The organism is Clostridium sp., assembly GCF_050717635.1.
GTDB lineage: Bacteria > Bacillota > Clostridia > Clostridiales > Clostridiaceae > Clostridium_AD.
Genome location: NZ_JBOITO010000030.1, coordinates 396,927 through 413,623, shown reverse-complemented (window position 1 = coordinate 413,623; position 16,697 = coordinate 396,927). Strand labels below are relative to the sequence as shown.

The following is a 16,697-nucleotide window of genomic DNA, read 5'->3' as shown; positions in this document are numbered from 1 at the left end:
TCAAATCAAATTTAGGATTTTATTTTTATTAAACAAAGGTTGTAATAATATATATTATTAAACGAGGGGTAATGAATGAAAATCAAAAATGATAGCATTGATAAAGGAAATTATATAATAGCAAATAGTGAGAAACTATTAAAAAAAAGGAAAGTGAAAAAACAAGTAAGGAACTTAATGTTACTTGTAATAATTATGTTATCTACTTTGGTTACTTTATGCCTTAAGTTACCTTATTTTAACATTGAAAATATTAAAATAACAGGAAACGTAAATGCCTCTAACGCTAAAATTAATGAGCAAGTTAGTGCTCAGTTAAATAATAATATTTTTTACGCTAATTTTGTTGATAGTAAAAAAGAAATTATAAAAAACCCTTATATTCTAGATGTGAAAATTAAAAAGAAGCTACCCAATAAAATTTCAATTGAAATAGTAGAAAGAGTAGCTGTTTTTTATGGAAAAGTAAAGGATACTTATTACATTATAGATAATCAAGGGAAGCTACTGGAAAAAAAATCTAATATTAAAGGGATGAACTTAGTTAATTTAGTTGGACTTAAACTGGAAAATTGTAAAGTGGGAGATACAATCCTATCAGAGAATAGAAAAATGGATATTGCTAATGAGCTAGCAAACATTATTAATGTGTACAGAAAGACTAAAGATAATATAATTATTAATAGTGTAGATATAAGTAATGTTTTGGATGTGAAAGTTTTCTCTGGGAAAATGTGCATTAAACTTGGAACCACCGAAGACTTAGAAAATAAGTTTAATAGGGCAATAAATATCTTAGCACAACCAAAATATAAAACTACAGCAGGTTATGTAGATGTTAGTTTTAAAGGAAATCCAGTAGTTCATATACAAGAATAGAGAAGTTAAAGAAAAACGAGTTAAAGAATTAACAATAAATATATCCCCCAGACACAGTAAGGAGGAAGGCTATGAAGAAATTTAGAGCTCAAATATCAATTGGTTTAATATGTGTGTTGTTAGGATTTATGATAACATACCAACTTAAAGTGATGAGCAAGCAAAATGCTGCAATAACAGATGTTAATAAGAATACACCAGAAATTATAACTGAAAACGTGCAACTTAAAAAGCAAATAGAAGAAACAAAAAAGAAAATTGATGAATTAGAAGCTAAAAATAGTGAATATGAAAAAGCTGCAAGTGGAAGTGACCAGGCAACCAAACTCTTATACAAGGAGCTACAAGATTCTAGACTGCTTACTGGGGGCATTGAAGTATCAGGAACAGGTGTAATAATTTACATAGAGGCAAGGTCTGATATTTTTGATAGTAGCATTGCAGCACTGCCTGTAGTAGATAAGGATTTAGCTCATATAATAAATGAATTAAACGCTGTAGATGCTGAAGCAATTTCTATTAATGGTATTAGGTTAACTTCCCGTAGTGCTATACGGACCGGTGGTAATTCAATTATTATAAATGATGAGAGAATTCCGTCCAATGAGAAAATCACCATTAATGTAATTGGGAATAAGAAACTTTTAGTTGCTGCAATGGGATATCCAGGCACACTTTCATCGGATTTGATTGATTACTTTAATGTAACAACAACACCAACAGATAAAGTGGAAATTCCTAAATATAATAAAACATTTAAATTTGATTATGCTAAACCAATAGAAGAGAAGTAGAGGTGATAAAATGGTTGCTTTTGTAGGATTATTAATAGGTATTATAATAGGAATTGTATGGAATGTGGAAATTCCAGTTAAATTTTCTCCGTATATTTCTGTAGCAATTTTTGCATGTTTGGATTCGGTATTCGGAGCGCTGCGAGGATCAATTTCTCATAATTTCAGAGCTGATATTTTCATATCAGGTTTTTTTGGAAATGCAGCACTGGCTGTAGCAATGGTTTATTTAGGCGATAAACTTGGAATACCAATATATTTGGCTGCCGTTATTGTATTTGGTGGAAGGATATTTGATAACTTTGCAATTATAAGACGAATTTTAATAGACAAAACCAAATCTCACTCATGAGGTGATTAAATGAAAAATAACGAAGCTACCATATTTGTTTTTATCGCTTCTATAATTATAGGACTTCTTATATCTATGAACCTTGGATTTGAGGGAAAAGTTAATTTTTTAGATGTGAAACAATATAATGAAGCATATAGTGAGAGAAGTAAACTGTATTTAGAACTAAACAACTTACAACACGAATATTTTAATATTAATACAAAGTTTAAAAATTATGATAGTAGTTATAACACTAACGCTAAAGTTTTAAAGGAAATTCAAAAAGAAGTCATTTATAACAATCAAATTATAGGGAAAAGTGATCTTGAAGGACCAGGAGTTATGATTACCTTAGATGATGGAATACCACTTACTAGTGATTATAATGAAATTACGAGAATGGGAGTTCATTACTCGGATATTGAAAAAGTGATAAATGACCTGAAAAATGCAGGCGCAGAAGCCATTGAAGTAAATGGTAACAGAGTTACATATAATAATTATCTATGGTGTGTTGGCGCTGTTATTCAGATGAATGGAATTAAAATTCCAGCACCTTTTTATATTAGTGCCATAGGAAACCAAGATTCGATGTATGATTATTTGAATAAAGAACAATCTCATGTAATGTCATTAAGGCTTAGAGAAGTTAAAGTTAACATTGAGAAGAGTGATAAAATAAAAATATTATCTTATACAGGAGAATTTAAACATGATTATATGGCCCCTTTAATTAAAAAATAATAATAAAATTAAAAATTACATTCAAATAATGAAGGAGTTTTTCTATTCAATGAAGAATTAAAAGAGAAATAGGTATTACAATTAATAATTGACTTTTATATAATAAAACAATAAGGAGGGATTGAAAATTGGCAATTGGTGAAGTTTATAACAAATTAAAAAATGAAATCCCTAAAAAAGTAACACTTATATGTGTTTCTAAAACTAGGCAAATAAGTGAAATAAAAAAGGCATATGAATCTGGAGCTAGAGATTTTGGCGAAAATAAAGTGCAAGAGCTATTGGAAAAATATGACAGCATAAGCGAAGATGTTAGATGGCATTTTATAGGACATTTACAAAGAAATAAGGTTAAATATATTGTTGGAAAAGTTCATCTTATTCATTCTTTAGATAGCATACGATTACTTAGAGAAATAGAAAAACGGTATGGAGATAAAGATAAAATTGCTAACTTATTAATTCAAGTTAATATAGGTAATGAAAGTTCGAAGACTGGTATAGCAGTTAAAGATTTAGATGCCCTAATAAAAGCTTGCGAGGGCTGCAACAGTATAAAAATCAAAGGTCTAATGGCTACAATTCCGATTGGTGGCGATAAGGATTGTAGAAAGTACTTTAGTGAGATGAAAACTATATTCGATAATTTAAAAACTTTTGAATATAAAAATGTTACAATGGAATTTCTGTCTTTAGGTATGAGTTCTGATTATGAGATTGCAATAGACTCAGGAGCTAATATGATAAGACTTGGAGAGAAAATATTTGGGAAAAGAGATTACAAATAACTGGAGGTATAAAAATGGGTAAAGTAATGAATAAGGTAATGGGTTTTTTAGGTATGGCAGATGAAGATGTGGACGAAGTTGAAGAAATAGAGAATGAAGATGATAACATGGATATTGAATCGCTTATGAGTGCAAACAAAAAACAAAATAAAATTGTGAATATTCACACCACATCATCTGCTAAAGTGGTTATTATAAAACCAGACGATTTCGATGAGGCAACTACTATAAGTGATAATTTAAAATCCAGAAAAATAGTAGTAGTTAACACAACTGGACTGGAACCTAAAACTGGTCAAAGATTATTAGATTTTATTGGAGGAGCTTGTTATGCTTTAGGCGGTGAACTACAGCAGATAGAAAAAGGAGTGTATATAATTTCTCCATCCAATGTAGAAGTGGATAATGCATTAAAAAACGAACTAAGTTCAAAAGGGATTTTCAATTGGAATAAATAATAAGTATCCCCTAAAGAGGATTACAGGAGGTATAAAATTTGTTTTTTTATAATTTTTTTAGTGTTCTTTTTAATGTATTACAAGGTGCAATATGGATTGATGTGATTTTATCTTGGGTATATCCAAGTCGCACAAACCAATATATAGAATTATTGCATAATATTACAGGCCCTCTTTTAACACCGGGCAGAAAAATTCAAGAAAAATATTTTGGAAATACAATGGTAGATTGGTCACCGCTGATTGCACTTTTAATTTTAATGTTTGCAAAAGGATTGGTTCTAGGGCTACTTAGATAAATAGATTAAAGGAAGAGTTAAATGGATAAAAAAGAATTTTTAAATAGTATAAATTGCGATGATAAGAATTTAATTTCTAGTATATACAATAAAATGCAACTAGCTGAAAAAACAAATAAGATAGTATTTACTAGTGATTTTATATCACCAGCAATTTGGAATGAAATTTTAGTTAAATGTGAAAATTATAAAGTAAAAGCCTTTACAAGTGGTATATTTAAAGATGCTGATAGAAGAATTTTAGCATTTTCATGCACAGATGAGCCCAGTGAATATCCTATAAATTTGCTTGAAATAAGGAATAAATCAAAGTTTAGTACTCTTTTGCATAAGGATTATTTAGGTGCAATAATGTCCCTTGGAATTAATCGAGAAAAACTAGGTGATTTAATAGTTCAAGATGAAATATGTTATGCTACCGTTTGTAGTGAAATTAGTAATTATATAACTTCTAATTTGGAAAGTATAGCAAATTGTCCCTGTGAAGCTTGTGAATATGATTATATGAACAATAATCTTCCACAAAGGAAATTTCAAGAGAAAATAGTCATATCTACTTCTTGTCGTTTGGACGGTCTAGTTGCAGCTATATGTAATGTTTCGAGAAATAATTCAGTGGGGCTAATATCTGAGGGTAAAGTATTACTCAATTATTTTCAGTGTTTTAAAAAAGATGAAACCTTAAAAAACAATGATACCTTAACAATTAGAGGATATGGAAAGTTTAAAATTCGAGAAATTATAGGAACTACTCAAAAGGACCGTTTGAAAATTGCAATATTAAAATATATTTAGTTATAGGGGGAAACAAATGAAAATGACTGCTATGGACATTGTTAGTAAAGAGTTTAAAAAGGGATTAAGAGGTTATAATGTTGATGAAGTTGATGAACATTTAGAAAATGTGTCTGATGAATATGAAATTATTTATAAAGAGAATTCGGCTTTAAAAGAAAGAACAGAGTTTTTAGAAGAAAAATTAGAACATCATGTTAAAATAGAAGCAACAATTCAAAACACATTAGTCCTCGCTCAAAATGCAGCAGAACAAGCAAAACTTTCTGCGGAAAAGGAATCAGAGTCCATTATTAGAAATGCAAATGACTCCGCTCAAAGGGTGTTAGACAAGGCAAACGATAATGTGATTAAGATAAATGATGAATATGAAAAAATCAAACAAGAGTTTGCAATTTTCAGAACAAAATTTAGAAGTTTTATGAATTGTCAGCTTGAGATGTTTGATGGCCTTGAGAATGATTATTTAAAAAATTATAATGCTTCTGTGGATCAAAACAATAAAAAAAGCCATAGTGAAATTGTTGCCCCACAAGAGTATTCTGATTTAACAATTAAAAATATTGATGAAAGAGATTTTAATGACAAGGATCTAGAAGAAATAAAAACATTTTTTGCAAAAGGCTAAAATAAAAAGTCTCACCCACTAGGTGAGATTTTTTATGTAGAAAATGTGTTATAATATATGGTATCTGATTTAGAGGATTTCGAGGAGGAAAAAATGATTATAGGTATTATTGGAGCAATGAGTGAAGAAGTTCAGTTTTTAATTAGAGATATGGACTTTCGAAGCAGTGAAATTAAGGCTAAAATGGAATTCAGTGTTGGTGTTATACATAATAAAGAAGTAGTGGTAGTTACTAGTGGTATAGGTAAAGTTAATGCGGCAGTTTGTACACAAATATTAATCGATGATTTTAAAGTTGATTATATTATAAATGTTGGTATTGCAGGTGGAACTAAAGATAATATATACCCTGGAGATGTTGTCATAGGGGATAATTTAGTACAGCATGATATGGATACTACAGCATTTGGTGATAAAATAGGACAGATTCCAAGAATGGATACTTTTGAATTTAAATGCGATAAAAAACTAATAGAATATGCAACAAAGGCTTGCAAGGATATAAGTGGTCATAATTACTTTACGGGAAGGATTGTGTCGGGAGATCAATTTATAGCCAGTGCTTCTAAAATAAGGTGGCTTTATTCAGAGTTTGAATGTTTAGCTTGTGAAATGGAAGGTGCAAGTATTGCTCAAGTGTGCTATTTGAATGAAGTGCCATTTATTGTTATTAGATCAATATCGGATAATGCAAATAATGGTGCTCATATGGATTACGAAAAATTCAAGGATATTGCTGTAGAAAATTCTACAAATATTTTAAATAATATGTTAAAACTAGTTTAGGAGTCGTATATATGGAAAAGTTATTAGTTGATAAAAAAAGTGGGAAGGATTTACTTGTAAATGTTAAAAATGTAGTTATTGGCGGAAGTGAAAAAGTTATTATATCAGGCCCTTGCGCAGTTGAAAAATATGATAATATGTATGCTATAGCTAAGGGTTTAAAAAAGGCAGGGGTACATATATTAAGGGCGGGAGCCTTTAAACCAAGAACTTCACCCTATGATTTTCAAGGATTAAAGGAAGAGGGCCTCAAAATACTCAAAAGCATTGGTTCTGAATTTAATATGCCCATTGTAACAGAGGTTATGGATACGAGTGATATAGATTTAGTATCAAATTATGCTGATATGTTACAAATAGGCTCTAGAAATATGTACAATTACAGTTTACTAAAAGAGGTTGGGAAATTAAAAATACCTATTTTATTAAAAAGAGGCATGAGTGCAACGCTTTCAGAGTGGCTTCATGCAGCAGAATATATCATTTGTAATGGTAATGAGAATGTTGTGCTCTGTGAAAGAGGTATTAGGACCTTTGAAACATACACAAGAAACACATTAGATTTAAGTATTGTGGCTGCAATTAAACAAAAATACCGTACCCCAATAATTGTTGATCCAAGCCATGGAACGGGTAGGCGTGAACTTGTAGAGACGATGTCACTTGCATCAATTGCTGCAGGAGCGGATGGCCTCATGATTGAAAGTCATGTTACCCCCGATAATGCTATATCCGATGCAAAACAAACAGTATCAATAGATACTATAGAATCAATAGTAAAAAGCGTAAAAAAATTTGAGAAATTTTAAATATTTTTAAATAAGTGTAATAAATTTCACTCCATGTGAAAACATAACCTTATAGGAGTTTTATTAATTTAATATTAATACAATATTAAATACTAGAGGAGTTGTTATCATGGATAAGGAAAAAACACAGTATTATAAAGAAAAATTGATAAGTGAAAAATCGAGAGTGAACAGTCTTATTAATACAATGAAACAAAATGGAGTTATAAATTCTAACAGTGAAATGGCGTCTGAGCTATCTTTTTATGATAATCATCCGTCAGATAGTGCATCAGAACTATTTGATAAAGAAAAAGGGCTTGCACTTAAGAAAAATGAAGTGTCGATTATTAATAAAATTGAAGATTCACTAAAAAATATTGAAAATGGCACCTATGGGAAATGCAAGAGCTGCGGTAGCGACATAATTGAGGAAAGATTAGAATTTATACCCTATGCAGAAAACTGCGCTACATGTCAAAAAACTATAGATAGCAATAAGCCAGCAGAACAAAATAATAGACCAGTTGAGGAAGAAGTGATTGGTACACCTTTTAGGTACAGTTACAGCGGTGAAGCAAGTATTGATGCTGAAGATACTTACCAGATAGTAGAACACTTTAATAAATTAGAAGATACAGCTGAATCTTACGAAGAGGATGAGGATGGTTATGTGGAACCTATAGAAAAAATAAGTAATGAGCAGTATAGGAATCAGTTACCTGATTAAAAAAAAGTATTTTAAATATGAATAATAGAAAAAGTATATATTGCGGTGAAATATTAGTTTGAGAACATTGTGCAATATATACTTTTCATTTTATAGCATAGGGGGAAGGGTATGGAAATATTAATTGTTTTTTTAGGCTTGCTATTGGATAGATTATCTAAAATTTGGGCACTTGGTACTTTAAAAGAAAACAGTGCAGTTGTATTAATTAAAGACTTTTTTAGTTTAGAATACTTAGAGAATAGAGGAGCGGCTTTCGGAATTTTACAAAATAAAATAATAATATTAGCTATAGTTACTTTACTTGTTATATCAGGAATGATATATTATATTATTGCGTATAAGCCAAAATCAAAACTCGTAAGAATAAGCTTTGCACTGATCATAAGTGGAGCGCTAGGAAATTTATATGATAGATTATTTTATAAATACGTAGTAGATTTTATTTTACTTCATTACAAAGATGTATATTATTTCCCAACATTTAACGTAGCTGATATGTTAGTAGTCCTGGGTACATTTGTTCTGATGATTTCTATACTAAAGGGAGAGATATAGATGGATGTTTTTGAATTTAAGGTTGATGAGAGTGAAGTTTCACAGAGATTAGATGTGTTTATTTCTAGTAAATTAGAAAATAAATCTAGATCCCATGTCCAAGGGATAATTGAAGGCGGAACGGCCTTCGTAAATGGTAAATGTAGAAAAAGTAATTATAAATTAAAATTACAGGAACAAGTAACAATAACTATTCCAGAGCCTGTAGAGTTAAATATAAAAGCGGAGGATATACCACTGGATGTTATATATGAAGATAGCGATGTAATTGTAATTAATAAGCCGCAAGATATGGTAGTTCATCCAGCACCTGGAAACTATACTGGAACACTAGTTAATGCGCTTTTAAATCATTGCAAGGACCTATCAGGTATCAATGGTATACTACGACCAGGAATAGTGCATAGAATTGATAAAGACACATCTGGAGCCTTAGTGGTGGCTAAAAATGACAATGCTCATAACTGCTTAGCGGATCAGTTTAAAGAACATTCAGCGAAAAGAAGTTATGTGGCCCTTGTGGAAGGTATAATTAAAAGCGATGAAGGTATAATTGATAAACCTATTGCAAGAAATCCTACTGACAGAATAAAAATGGGTGTAGTAGAAAGTGGTAAAAGGGCTGTTACCCATTATAGTGTAATAGAGAGATTTGAAAGTCATACATTAGTTGAATGTAATTTAGAAACAGGACGAACTCATCAAATAAGAGTACATATGGCAAAGATAGGACATCCTTTGGTTGGTGATTTGGTTTATGGTTATAAAAAGCAGAGATTTAATTTAAAGGGGCAAGCTCTTCATGCCAAAATGCTTGGATTCATCCATCCAACCACTAAAAAGTACATAGAATTTATTTCACCTCTTCCAGATTATTTTGAAAAACTTATAACCAAGTTAAGAAAAGAGTTGAAATAGCACATAATTTATGATAGTATGTCTTTAATATAATATTTATGCCTTTAAATGTTCCAGAGAGTTCATAAGGATAGTGATAGCAATACTAGTATGCAAGTATAGTATGCCCTTACCTTATGGTGAGGGCTTTTTTATACTGGGTATAAATAAAAAACACTACTAAATAGGGGGTGAGATTATGGAATTAAAATCAGTACTTTTAGATAAAAAAGCAATAGAAAGAACTTTAACAAGAGTAGCACATGAAATTATTGAGAAAAATAAAGGGGTAGAAAACATAATCTTTGTAGGCATAAAAAGACGAGGTGAACCAATCGCACAAAGAATATCTATCCTAATAGAACAGTTTGAGGGTATTAAACTTCCAGTAGGATCTGTTGATATTACATTATATAGAGATGACCTTACATCATCAAATCAGCAACCTGTTTTAAATAGTTCGAATTTAGGTATAGACGTAAGAGGAAAAAAAATAATTTTAGTGGACGATGTACTCTATACTGGCAGGACAGCAAGAGCCGCCATAGATGCCATAATATCCAAGGGTAGGCCTCAGATGATACAACTTGCAGTATTAGTAGATAGAGGGCATAGAGAACTTCCTATAAGAGCAGATTATGTAGGCAAAAACATACCTACTTCAGGAAAAGAAATGATATCTGTCGAACTTTTAGAAATTGATGGTAAGGATTCAGTGTGTATATATGAACTATAGCTTCACAGAAGATACAGCTTTAAAGAATAAAAATTGTCTTTTAAAATAGTCCAGCGAGACTAAAAAGGGGGAACTAAATGAAAAATTATATAGATGTAGATGAAAGATTGCCAATTCTAAAGACTATTCCATTAAGTCTTCAACATTTATTTGCTATGGTGGGTGCAACTATCCTTGTACCAATGATCACAGGTCTTAGTCCATCAATAGCAATGTTCTGTAGTGGAGTGGGAACACTATTATATATTTTATGTACAAAAGCTAAACTTCCTGCATATGTAGGCTCATCCTTTGCGTTCATTGGACCTATGGGTGTTGCCACAAAGTTATATGGGCAAAGTTCTATGCTATCAGGAATTATTGCTGCGGGGCTTGTATATGTAATAGTAGCACTAATTATTAAAATTGCAGGAACTAAATGGTTAGATAGAATGTTATCTCCAGTGGTGGTAGGTTCTGTTGTAATTGTAATAGGACTTAGTTTAGCTGGAGTTGCTATAAACTGGGCGGGATTAAACTCAACATTTACAACACCAGCACTAGAGGGTGTATCTAGATTTAAATGGATATTTATATCAATGACAACCCTTGGAGTTGCTATCTTGGGTACTATGTATTTCAAAGGATTTTTCGGTGTAGTACCCATACTCATCGCAATGGTAATTGGGTATATACTTTGTTTGATCCTTGGAGTAATTCCAAAGGAAGCTCTACAGGAAATAGGTAACGCAAAATTTTTTACATTACCAAGTTTCGTGCTTCCAACATTTAATATAAATGCTATTATGCTTATGGCTCCAGTAGCTTTCGTAACCCTTGCTGAGCATATTGGCCATGTGTATGTAACAAGTAATGTTGTAGGACGAGACTTTACAAAAGATCCGGGACTACATAGATCAATACTTGGAGATGGAGTTGCTACAATGTTTGCAGGGTTTGTAGGTGGACCTCCTAATACTACTTACGGAGAAAATATAGGAGTTATGGCAATTACGAAGGTATACAGCGTTTGGGTAATTGGAGGAGCTGCTATAATTGCAATTATATTATCCTTTATAGGACCTGTATCTGCGGTAATTGGTAATATTCCACTGCCTGTTATTGGAGGAGTTAGTGTACTGTTATTTGGAATAATTGCTTCCTCAGGTTTTAGAATTTTTGTAGAAGATAAAATTGATTTTAGTAAAAAAAGAAATCTTATAATTGCTTCAGTTATAATAGTTTTAGGTATTGGTGGAGGCGGGATTAAATTCCCACTCGCAGGATCAGAAGTTGAGATTGCAGGGGTTGCTCTTGCAACTTTAGTGGGTGTAATACTGAACTTAGTTTTACCTGAAAAGAGTGTGTCAGAAGAAAAAGAATAAGATTTTAATGAGTAAAAACTTAAATGTAGTGTCAGAGATAATTCTGACACTTTTATTTTTATTAGAAGACTAATTTAAAATTCCTAGACAATAATAACAAATAGAGATATCATAATATAAGAGATTTAATCAATAAGGAAGAAGAAATGGGAGAGATAATATATGATGTATAATTTAATTGCCACTACGTCTTTTGGTTTAGAAGCTGTTACAGCTAAGGAACTAAAGCAGCTAGGCTACGAAGATTTAATTGTTGAAAATGGAAAAGTAACGTTTAAAGGAGATGAAATGGATATTGCTATATGCAATATTTGGCTAAGAACTGCAGAAAGACTTTTTATAAAGATGGCAGAATTTAATGCTCTATCTTTTGAAGAACTATTTCAAGGAACCCTCGCAGTAGATTGGGGTAATTTAATACCCGAGGACGGTAAGATGCACATAGTAGGTAAATCTATAAAATCACAACTTCACAGTGTTCCAGATTGTCAGGGAATAGTAAAAAAAGCAGTAGTAGAGGCTATGAAGAAAAAATATGATTCAGAATGGTTTTCAGAAGAAGGCCCGGTATATAAAATAGAGGTTGCAATTTTAAAAGATACAGTAACACTATCAATAGACACTTCAGGTGTGGGATTACATAAGAGAGGATATAGAGAATATGCAGGTGAAGCACCGCTGAAAGAAACACTAGCTGCAGCCCTTGTGTTAATAAGTAAATGGGATACTACTAGAGTCCTTGCTGATCCTCTATGTGGTTCAGGAACCATTGCAATAGAAGCAGCCCTTATAGGTAAAAATATTGCACCAGGCATAAATAGAAAATTTGTAAGTGAAACTTGGCCAAATATGGAAAGCGACATTTGGGAGCAAGTTAGAGACGGTGCAAGACAAACTGTAAATAGCAATGAAGTTGAAATACTAGCTTCAGATATTGACGGAAGTCTGCTTCGAACAGCTATACAGAATGCTGAAAAGGCAGGAGTTAAGGACTGTATAAAATTTCAGAAAATACCTATGCAAAGTTTTACTTCTAGGCAGAAATATGGAGTTATAATAACAAATCCACCTTATGGAGAAAGAATGGGTGAGCTTCAAGAGTTAAAAAAACTTCATAACGACTTTGGGGAAATGTATAGGAGTTTAAATGAATGGTCCTGCTTTGTAATAACAGCTAATAAGGACTTTCAGAAAGACTTTGGAAATAAAGCTGATAAAAATAGGAAATTATATAATGGAAGGATTTTGTGTTATTATTACCAATATATAAAAGAAGTACCAAGAAAAAAGAAAGAGGACTGAGAATTATGAAAATTCTCCTACGTGCCTTGCAATAAGTGTAAGGTCACATTTGGAGAATGCTCATAATATCATGCATGTTACAGTAGAAAGACAAGGGATATATTATACACATATCCCTTGTCTTTTTTTGAGTTATATTTCGAGCAATGGGTTAGAAAATAGTTATATATTTTCGAAAGGATAAGTTACCAATATTTATGAGTAAAATGGTACAATGTATTTATACGGTGTTTTGTAGTTGTAATAAATAGAGAAGTAACCAATTTCAATTATGAAGCAGAACGTTTCTAAGAAAGGAGATAATAATATGTCAATTACTATTAAACGAAATACTGGATGGCAGGGCATAAGCTCAAAAATCCAAATACAAGTAAACGGAGAAAAGGCAGACAGTGTTATGGAAAATAATAGTGTAGACGTTGAACTTCCTGATGGTAAAGCTCACATAAAGGTCACACAATTTGGAGTAAAGAGCAATGAAATAGCAGTTAAAGAAGGAGATATAATACGAATAACATCAACAAGATGGCTTCGTATGAGTTTTCCTTTGATTTTTATTATATCCTTTTTAACAATTTTCCTTCCTAATTTAACATATAGACTAACTATATTTTTGAGTTTATGGGCATTGATTGTAATTAGTATATTCTTGTTTAATGGATTTCATCTTAGCGTTTTTGACAGAGAAAAACGATAATGATATTTTCGAAAATTAACGAAAACAGAAAGCTGATTAGTTCGTCTTCTTCATAAATTCCATAATAAACAAGTGTAAGTGGAGAATATTATTGGAAATTGAAGCTGGATTAGAAAAGGAAGGTGAATATCATTATGATGTTTGTAGGTAAGGAGATTTTTATCCGATTTTTAAATGAATTAGATGCAGAAGCATTGTGTGGCTTGGAAATCCGAAATAGAACTTTTTTTCAAAAGTATTCTATAGCACGGGAGGATGCTTATTATACAATAGAATGGCAACGCGAATCGTTAAGCAATTGTTTGAAACAGAGAGAGAATGATGAAAAATATTCTTTTGGCATATTTATGAAAGATACAGAACAGTTAATTGGAGATATTTCTTTATTTAAAATAGAACGTGGTCCAAAGGAGTGTTGCATGGTTGGTTATGCTCTTGACGAACAATTTAATGGCAAGGGGTATATGAGTGAAGCAATTAGGGTGGTAGTAGAATTTGCATTTAATGAATTATCATTGCATCGGATTGAAGCAGGTGCAATGCCTCATAACATTGGATCTGTAACTGTATTAGAAAGAGTAGGTTTTTGTAAAGAAGGTATAGCAAAGAAGAATGTAAAAATAAATGGAAAGTGGGAAGACCATCAGATGCTTGCGATTATATCTGATAAAAATTAAGGGAGTAAGTATAAATTCACTACTATAAGTAACTTAACGACTGTTGGAACTGGTCTGAATGGAATGACGCCATTATTAGATTCAGATGGTAAGGTAGTAGTTGATAGATAAATTCCAGTTTATATGGTTGAACTAACATAGTTTTAGACTCAGTTATTTAGCATCTTTAAGATTAAACGCAGCAAAGGAGGGTGAATATGTCTGATAAGAACAATAATAATGAAAAAAAAGATAACCAGAATTATTATCTTAGCGTTGGAATTGGAATTGGACTAGTATTTGGAGCAGCATTTGGAGTGCTATTTAATAACATAGCTATTGGAGCTGGGTTGGGTATGCTTTTGGGCATAGTCATAGGTGTACTAATGGATAAAAATACAAAGGATGTAAAAAGAGATGTAATTAAGGTTGTTTTATTGAGTATTATAGGTGCGACGCTTATATTATTAGTGCCTAAAATAATTGATTATTTATGGTGATTTAACTTTTAAAATATAAAGTCATTATTTCGAGTTCTTCATATATGTCATCACAGCAAAACCCATATCACTCTGATATGGGTTTCACGGTTCAAACTCTTATTTCAAGTCACGCAGGAGAAACTCCATAGGTCGCGTTCCTATTTTTTAGTTAACTTTTTCCAAGCGGCTTTCACATGGAGTTACATATATTGTTTTATTTGTAGAGTAAATAACCATCCCAGGTTTTGCACCTGAGGGTTTCTTTACATTTCTAACTTCGGTATAATCCACTGGTACACTAGAGGAATTTTTAGATTTACTATAAAAGGCTGATAAGTTTCCAGCTTCAAGTAAGGTGGTCTCAGGTACGTCACCAAAGTTTTTAATAATAACGTGGGAGCCTGGAATATCCTTTGTGTGTAGCCATATATCATTTTTATTGGCGAATTTTAAAGTTAATAAATCATTTTGAATATTATTCCTACCTACATATATATCAATGCCATCGCTTGAAATAAAGTGCATAGGTTTTGTTGGCTTTGCTTTTTTAGCTTTACCGTGTTTTTTATAAGTAATATAGTCAGTTTCTATTAATTCATTTTTTATATCTTCAATTTCATTATAGTTATCTACATTTATTATGTTAGTGAGTACAGAGTGAAGATATTTTAATTCGTTCTCGGTAAGATCCATTTGAATCAAACCCATTTCTTCCGATTTCTTGAATTTATTATACTTTTTATAGTAGTGTTGAACATTTTGCGAAGGAGTTTTATTTTCATCAAGCTTAATTTTAATAGATTCTCCATTTTCACTATAATAATTTACAAGATCAGCAAATTTATCACCTTTTTTAAGTGAGTATATATTAGCGGTTAAAAGTTCACCTTGTAACTGATAAGAACCTTTAGTTTCACATTCCTTTAAGGTTTCAAGGAGTATTTTTATCTTTTTGTCGCAACGGCTGATGTTGGTATTAACTATTTTTTGGAGATTTGCGCTTTTAGCGTTTAACCTATCATGTTTATCCTTTTGAAAATAAAAATCCTCTATAAGTTTAGAAGGTGAATCATATTTTTCATAGGTGCAATCACTTAAGGCGGTAAGTTTAATTGAGTGAAAATCCTTTAATTTACCTTTCATAGCATAGGAGGCTAGAAAAATATTATCATGCATGCATTTAAATAAGTTTATGGTGAAATCATATATGTCTTTCGCATGTTCAAGATCAAAATCAGTATTCTCGGTAGAATATCTGTACATAAGTTCCTTAGAAAGCCCAGAACTTACGCCTGTGAATGTACCTGTAAAAAACTTTTCAGTGAAGTTTATATCTTTTGTGGTTATATACTCATAAAATTCATTATAACTGGTATTAAAGGCGTCAAGTTTTGTAGAAACAGGAGGGTACATATATTCTACACCAGTAAATAAAACACGAAAACTGTTAACGTCAGCTGTAACATGTTTAATGCTATCCATAACCAAATTGTCTCTAGTGCGAACTAAACTAATATTACTATGTCTACCCATTATTTCAATTATTAGTGAGTACACACTATCAAAGCCTAATTCATCGCTACTTTTAAGGTCAATGGTAAGTAATCTATCCGAATTCGTTTGTCGTACATCTAGTACAGTAGCTGTATTTAAATATTTTCTTAAAACCATGCAAAATATAGGTGCCTTTATTGGGTTTTGCTTATTAAATTCTGTAAAGTGAATTCTAGGATAATTTGAGCTTGAACTTATTAATAATTTATATACTTTTCTATTCTTCTTAAAGCTTAATATAATTTCATCTTTTTCTGGTTGTGTTACTTTATCAACTCTACAATCTATGATTACATCCTTTATTTCCTCAATGAGGCTAGATAAATAAATACCATCTAATGCCATATATATCATCCTTTCAATTTGTATAAATATTAAAATTTTATAATTTGCAAGTAGAAAATTATCTAATATATTAGTATTAAGAT

21 protein-coding genes are annotated in these 16,697 nt (G+C 31.3%); 20 read left to right on the top strand and 1 reads right to left on the bottom strand.

Translation table 11 applies throughout. The annotated features are described in order from the left end of the window. Positions 1-75: 75 nt before the first annotated feature. The 20 genes from ACREWB_RS15350 to ACREWB_RS15255 all read left to right on the top strand — a co-directional run bounded on the left by ACREWB_RS15350 (position 76) and on the right by ACREWB_RS15255 (position 14,733). On the top strand, positions 76-879 hold the full coding sequence (locus ACREWB_RS15350) for a cell division protein FtsQ/DivIB (protein WP_431548317.1): 804 nt from the start codon (positions 76-78) through the stop codon (positions 877-879). A gap of 71 nt (positions 880-950) precedes the next feature. Continuing rightward, the gene (locus ACREWB_RS15345) at positions 951-1,673 is read left to right on the top strand and encodes a DUF881 domain-containing protein (protein WP_431548316.1); all 723 of its coding nucleotides are present in this window, start codon (positions 951-953) and stop codon (positions 1,671-1,673) included. 10 nt (positions 1,674-1,683) lie between these two features. After that, positions 1,684-2,025 carry a small basic family protein gene (locus tag ACREWB_RS15340; RefSeq protein ID WP_431548315.1) on the top strand — a complete coding sequence of 114 codons (342 nt, stop codon included), beginning with the start codon at positions 1,684-1,686 and terminating at the stop codon, positions 2,023-2,025. Positions 2,026-2,034: 9 nt separating this feature from the next. Next, positions 2,035-2,751 carry a DUF881 domain-containing protein gene (locus ACREWB_RS15335; protein ID WP_431548314.1) on the top strand — a complete coding sequence of 239 codons (717 nt, stop codon included), beginning with the start codon at positions 2,035-2,037 and terminating at the stop codon, positions 2,749-2,751. Between the two features lie 128 nt (positions 2,752-2,879). Continuing rightward, positions 2,880-3,539, top strand: coding sequence for a YggS family pyridoxal phosphate-dependent enzyme (locus tag ACREWB_RS15330; RefSeq protein WP_431548313.1), 660 nt, complete (start codon positions 2,880-2,882; stop codon positions 3,537-3,539). A 14-nt stretch (positions 3,540-3,553) separates the two neighbouring features. Continuing rightward, positions 3,554-3,997, top strand: a complete 444-nt coding sequence (locus ACREWB_RS15325; RefSeq protein ID WP_431548312.1) for a cell division protein SepF — start codon at positions 3,554-3,556, stop codon at positions 3,995-3,997. Between the two features lie 38 nt (positions 3,998-4,035). Then, positions 4,036-4,296, top strand: coding sequence for a YggT family protein (locus ACREWB_RS15320; protein WP_431548311.1), 261 nt, complete (start codon positions 4,036-4,038; stop codon positions 4,294-4,296). A gap of 21 nt (positions 4,297-4,317) precedes the next feature. Beyond that, the gene (locus tag ACREWB_RS15315) at positions 4,318-5,091 is read left to right on the top strand and encodes a YlmH family RNA-binding protein (RefSeq protein ID WP_431548310.1); all 774 of its coding nucleotides are present in this window, start codon (positions 4,318-4,320) and stop codon (positions 5,089-5,091) included. A gap of 16 nt (positions 5,092-5,107) precedes the next feature. Beyond that, positions 5,108-5,719 carry a DivIVA domain-containing protein gene (locus ACREWB_RS15310; RefSeq protein ID WP_431548309.1) on the top strand — a complete coding sequence of 204 codons (612 nt, stop codon included), beginning with the start codon at positions 5,108-5,110 and terminating at the stop codon, positions 5,717-5,719. 93 nt (positions 5,720-5,812) lie between these two features. After that, positions 5,813-6,505, top strand: coding sequence for a 5'-methylthioadenosine/adenosylhomocysteine nucleosidase (locus ACREWB_RS15305; RefSeq protein ID WP_431548308.1), 693 nt, complete (start codon positions 5,813-5,815; stop codon positions 6,503-6,505). 11 nt (positions 6,506-6,516) lie between these two features. Beyond that, positions 6,517-7,314 (top strand): 3-deoxy-7-phosphoheptulonate synthase, encoded by a 798-nt coding sequence (aroF, locus tag ACREWB_RS15300; protein WP_431548307.1) that lies wholly within the window; start codon positions 6,517-6,519, stop codon positions 7,312-7,314. 109 nt (positions 7,315-7,423) lie between these two features. Further along, positions 7,424-8,023 (top strand): TraR/DksA C4-type zinc finger protein, encoded by a 600-nt coding sequence (locus ACREWB_RS15295; protein WP_431548306.1) that lies wholly within the window; start codon positions 7,424-7,426, stop codon positions 8,021-8,023. A gap of 111 nt (positions 8,024-8,134) precedes the next feature. Beyond that, positions 8,135-8,581 (top strand): signal peptidase II, encoded by a 447-nt coding sequence (gene lspA, locus ACREWB_RS15290; protein ID WP_431548305.1) that lies wholly within the window; start codon positions 8,135-8,137, stop codon positions 8,579-8,581. After that, complete coding sequence (locus ACREWB_RS15285; RefSeq protein WP_431548304.1) at positions 8,582-9,499, top strand: RluA family pseudouridine synthase; 918 nt, start codon at positions 8,582-8,584, stop codon at positions 9,497-9,499. A 178-nt stretch (positions 9,500-9,677) separates the two neighbouring features. Continuing rightward, positions 9,678-10,214, top strand: a complete 537-nt coding sequence (gene pyrR / locus ACREWB_RS15280) for a bifunctional pyr operon transcriptional regulator/uracil phosphoribosyltransferase PyrR (protein ID WP_431548303.1) — start codon at positions 9,678-9,680, stop codon at positions 10,212-10,214. Positions 10,215-10,291: 77 nt separating this feature from the next. Beyond that, positions 10,292-11,578, top strand: coding sequence for a uracil permease (gene uraA / locus ACREWB_RS15275; RefSeq protein WP_431548302.1), 1,287 nt, complete (start codon positions 10,292-10,294; stop codon positions 11,576-11,578). 162 nt (positions 11,579-11,740) lie between these two features. After that, positions 11,741-12,880, top strand: coding sequence for a THUMP domain-containing class I SAM-dependent RNA methyltransferase (locus ACREWB_RS15270; RefSeq protein WP_431548301.1), 1,140 nt, complete (start codon positions 11,741-11,743; stop codon positions 12,878-12,880). 307 nt (positions 12,881-13,187) lie between these two features. After that, complete coding sequence (locus ACREWB_RS15265) at positions 13,188-13,577, top strand: hypothetical protein (RefSeq protein ID WP_431548300.1); 390 nt, start codon at positions 13,188-13,190, stop codon at positions 13,575-13,577. Between the two features lie 134 nt (positions 13,578-13,711). Then, complete coding sequence (locus ACREWB_RS15260) at positions 13,712-14,254, top strand: GNAT family N-acetyltransferase (protein ID WP_431548299.1); 543 nt, start codon at positions 13,712-13,714, stop codon at positions 14,252-14,254. A 197-nt stretch (positions 14,255-14,451) separates the two neighbouring features. Next, a complete protein-coding gene (locus ACREWB_RS15255) occupies positions 14,452-14,733 on the top strand; it encodes a glycine zipper domain-containing protein (RefSeq protein WP_431548298.1) in 282 nt (93 codons plus the stop codon). A gap of 147 nt (positions 14,734-14,880) precedes the next feature. Here the strand turns inward: ACREWB_RS15255 and ACREWB_RS15250 are convergent, their stop codons facing one another. After that, positions 14,881-16,614 (bottom strand): Rqc2 family fibronectin-binding protein, encoded by a 1,734-nt coding sequence (locus ACREWB_RS15250; protein WP_431548297.1) that lies wholly within the window; start codon positions 16,612-16,614, stop codon positions 14,881-14,883. Between the last annotated feature and the right edge of the window lie 83 nt (positions 16,615-16,697).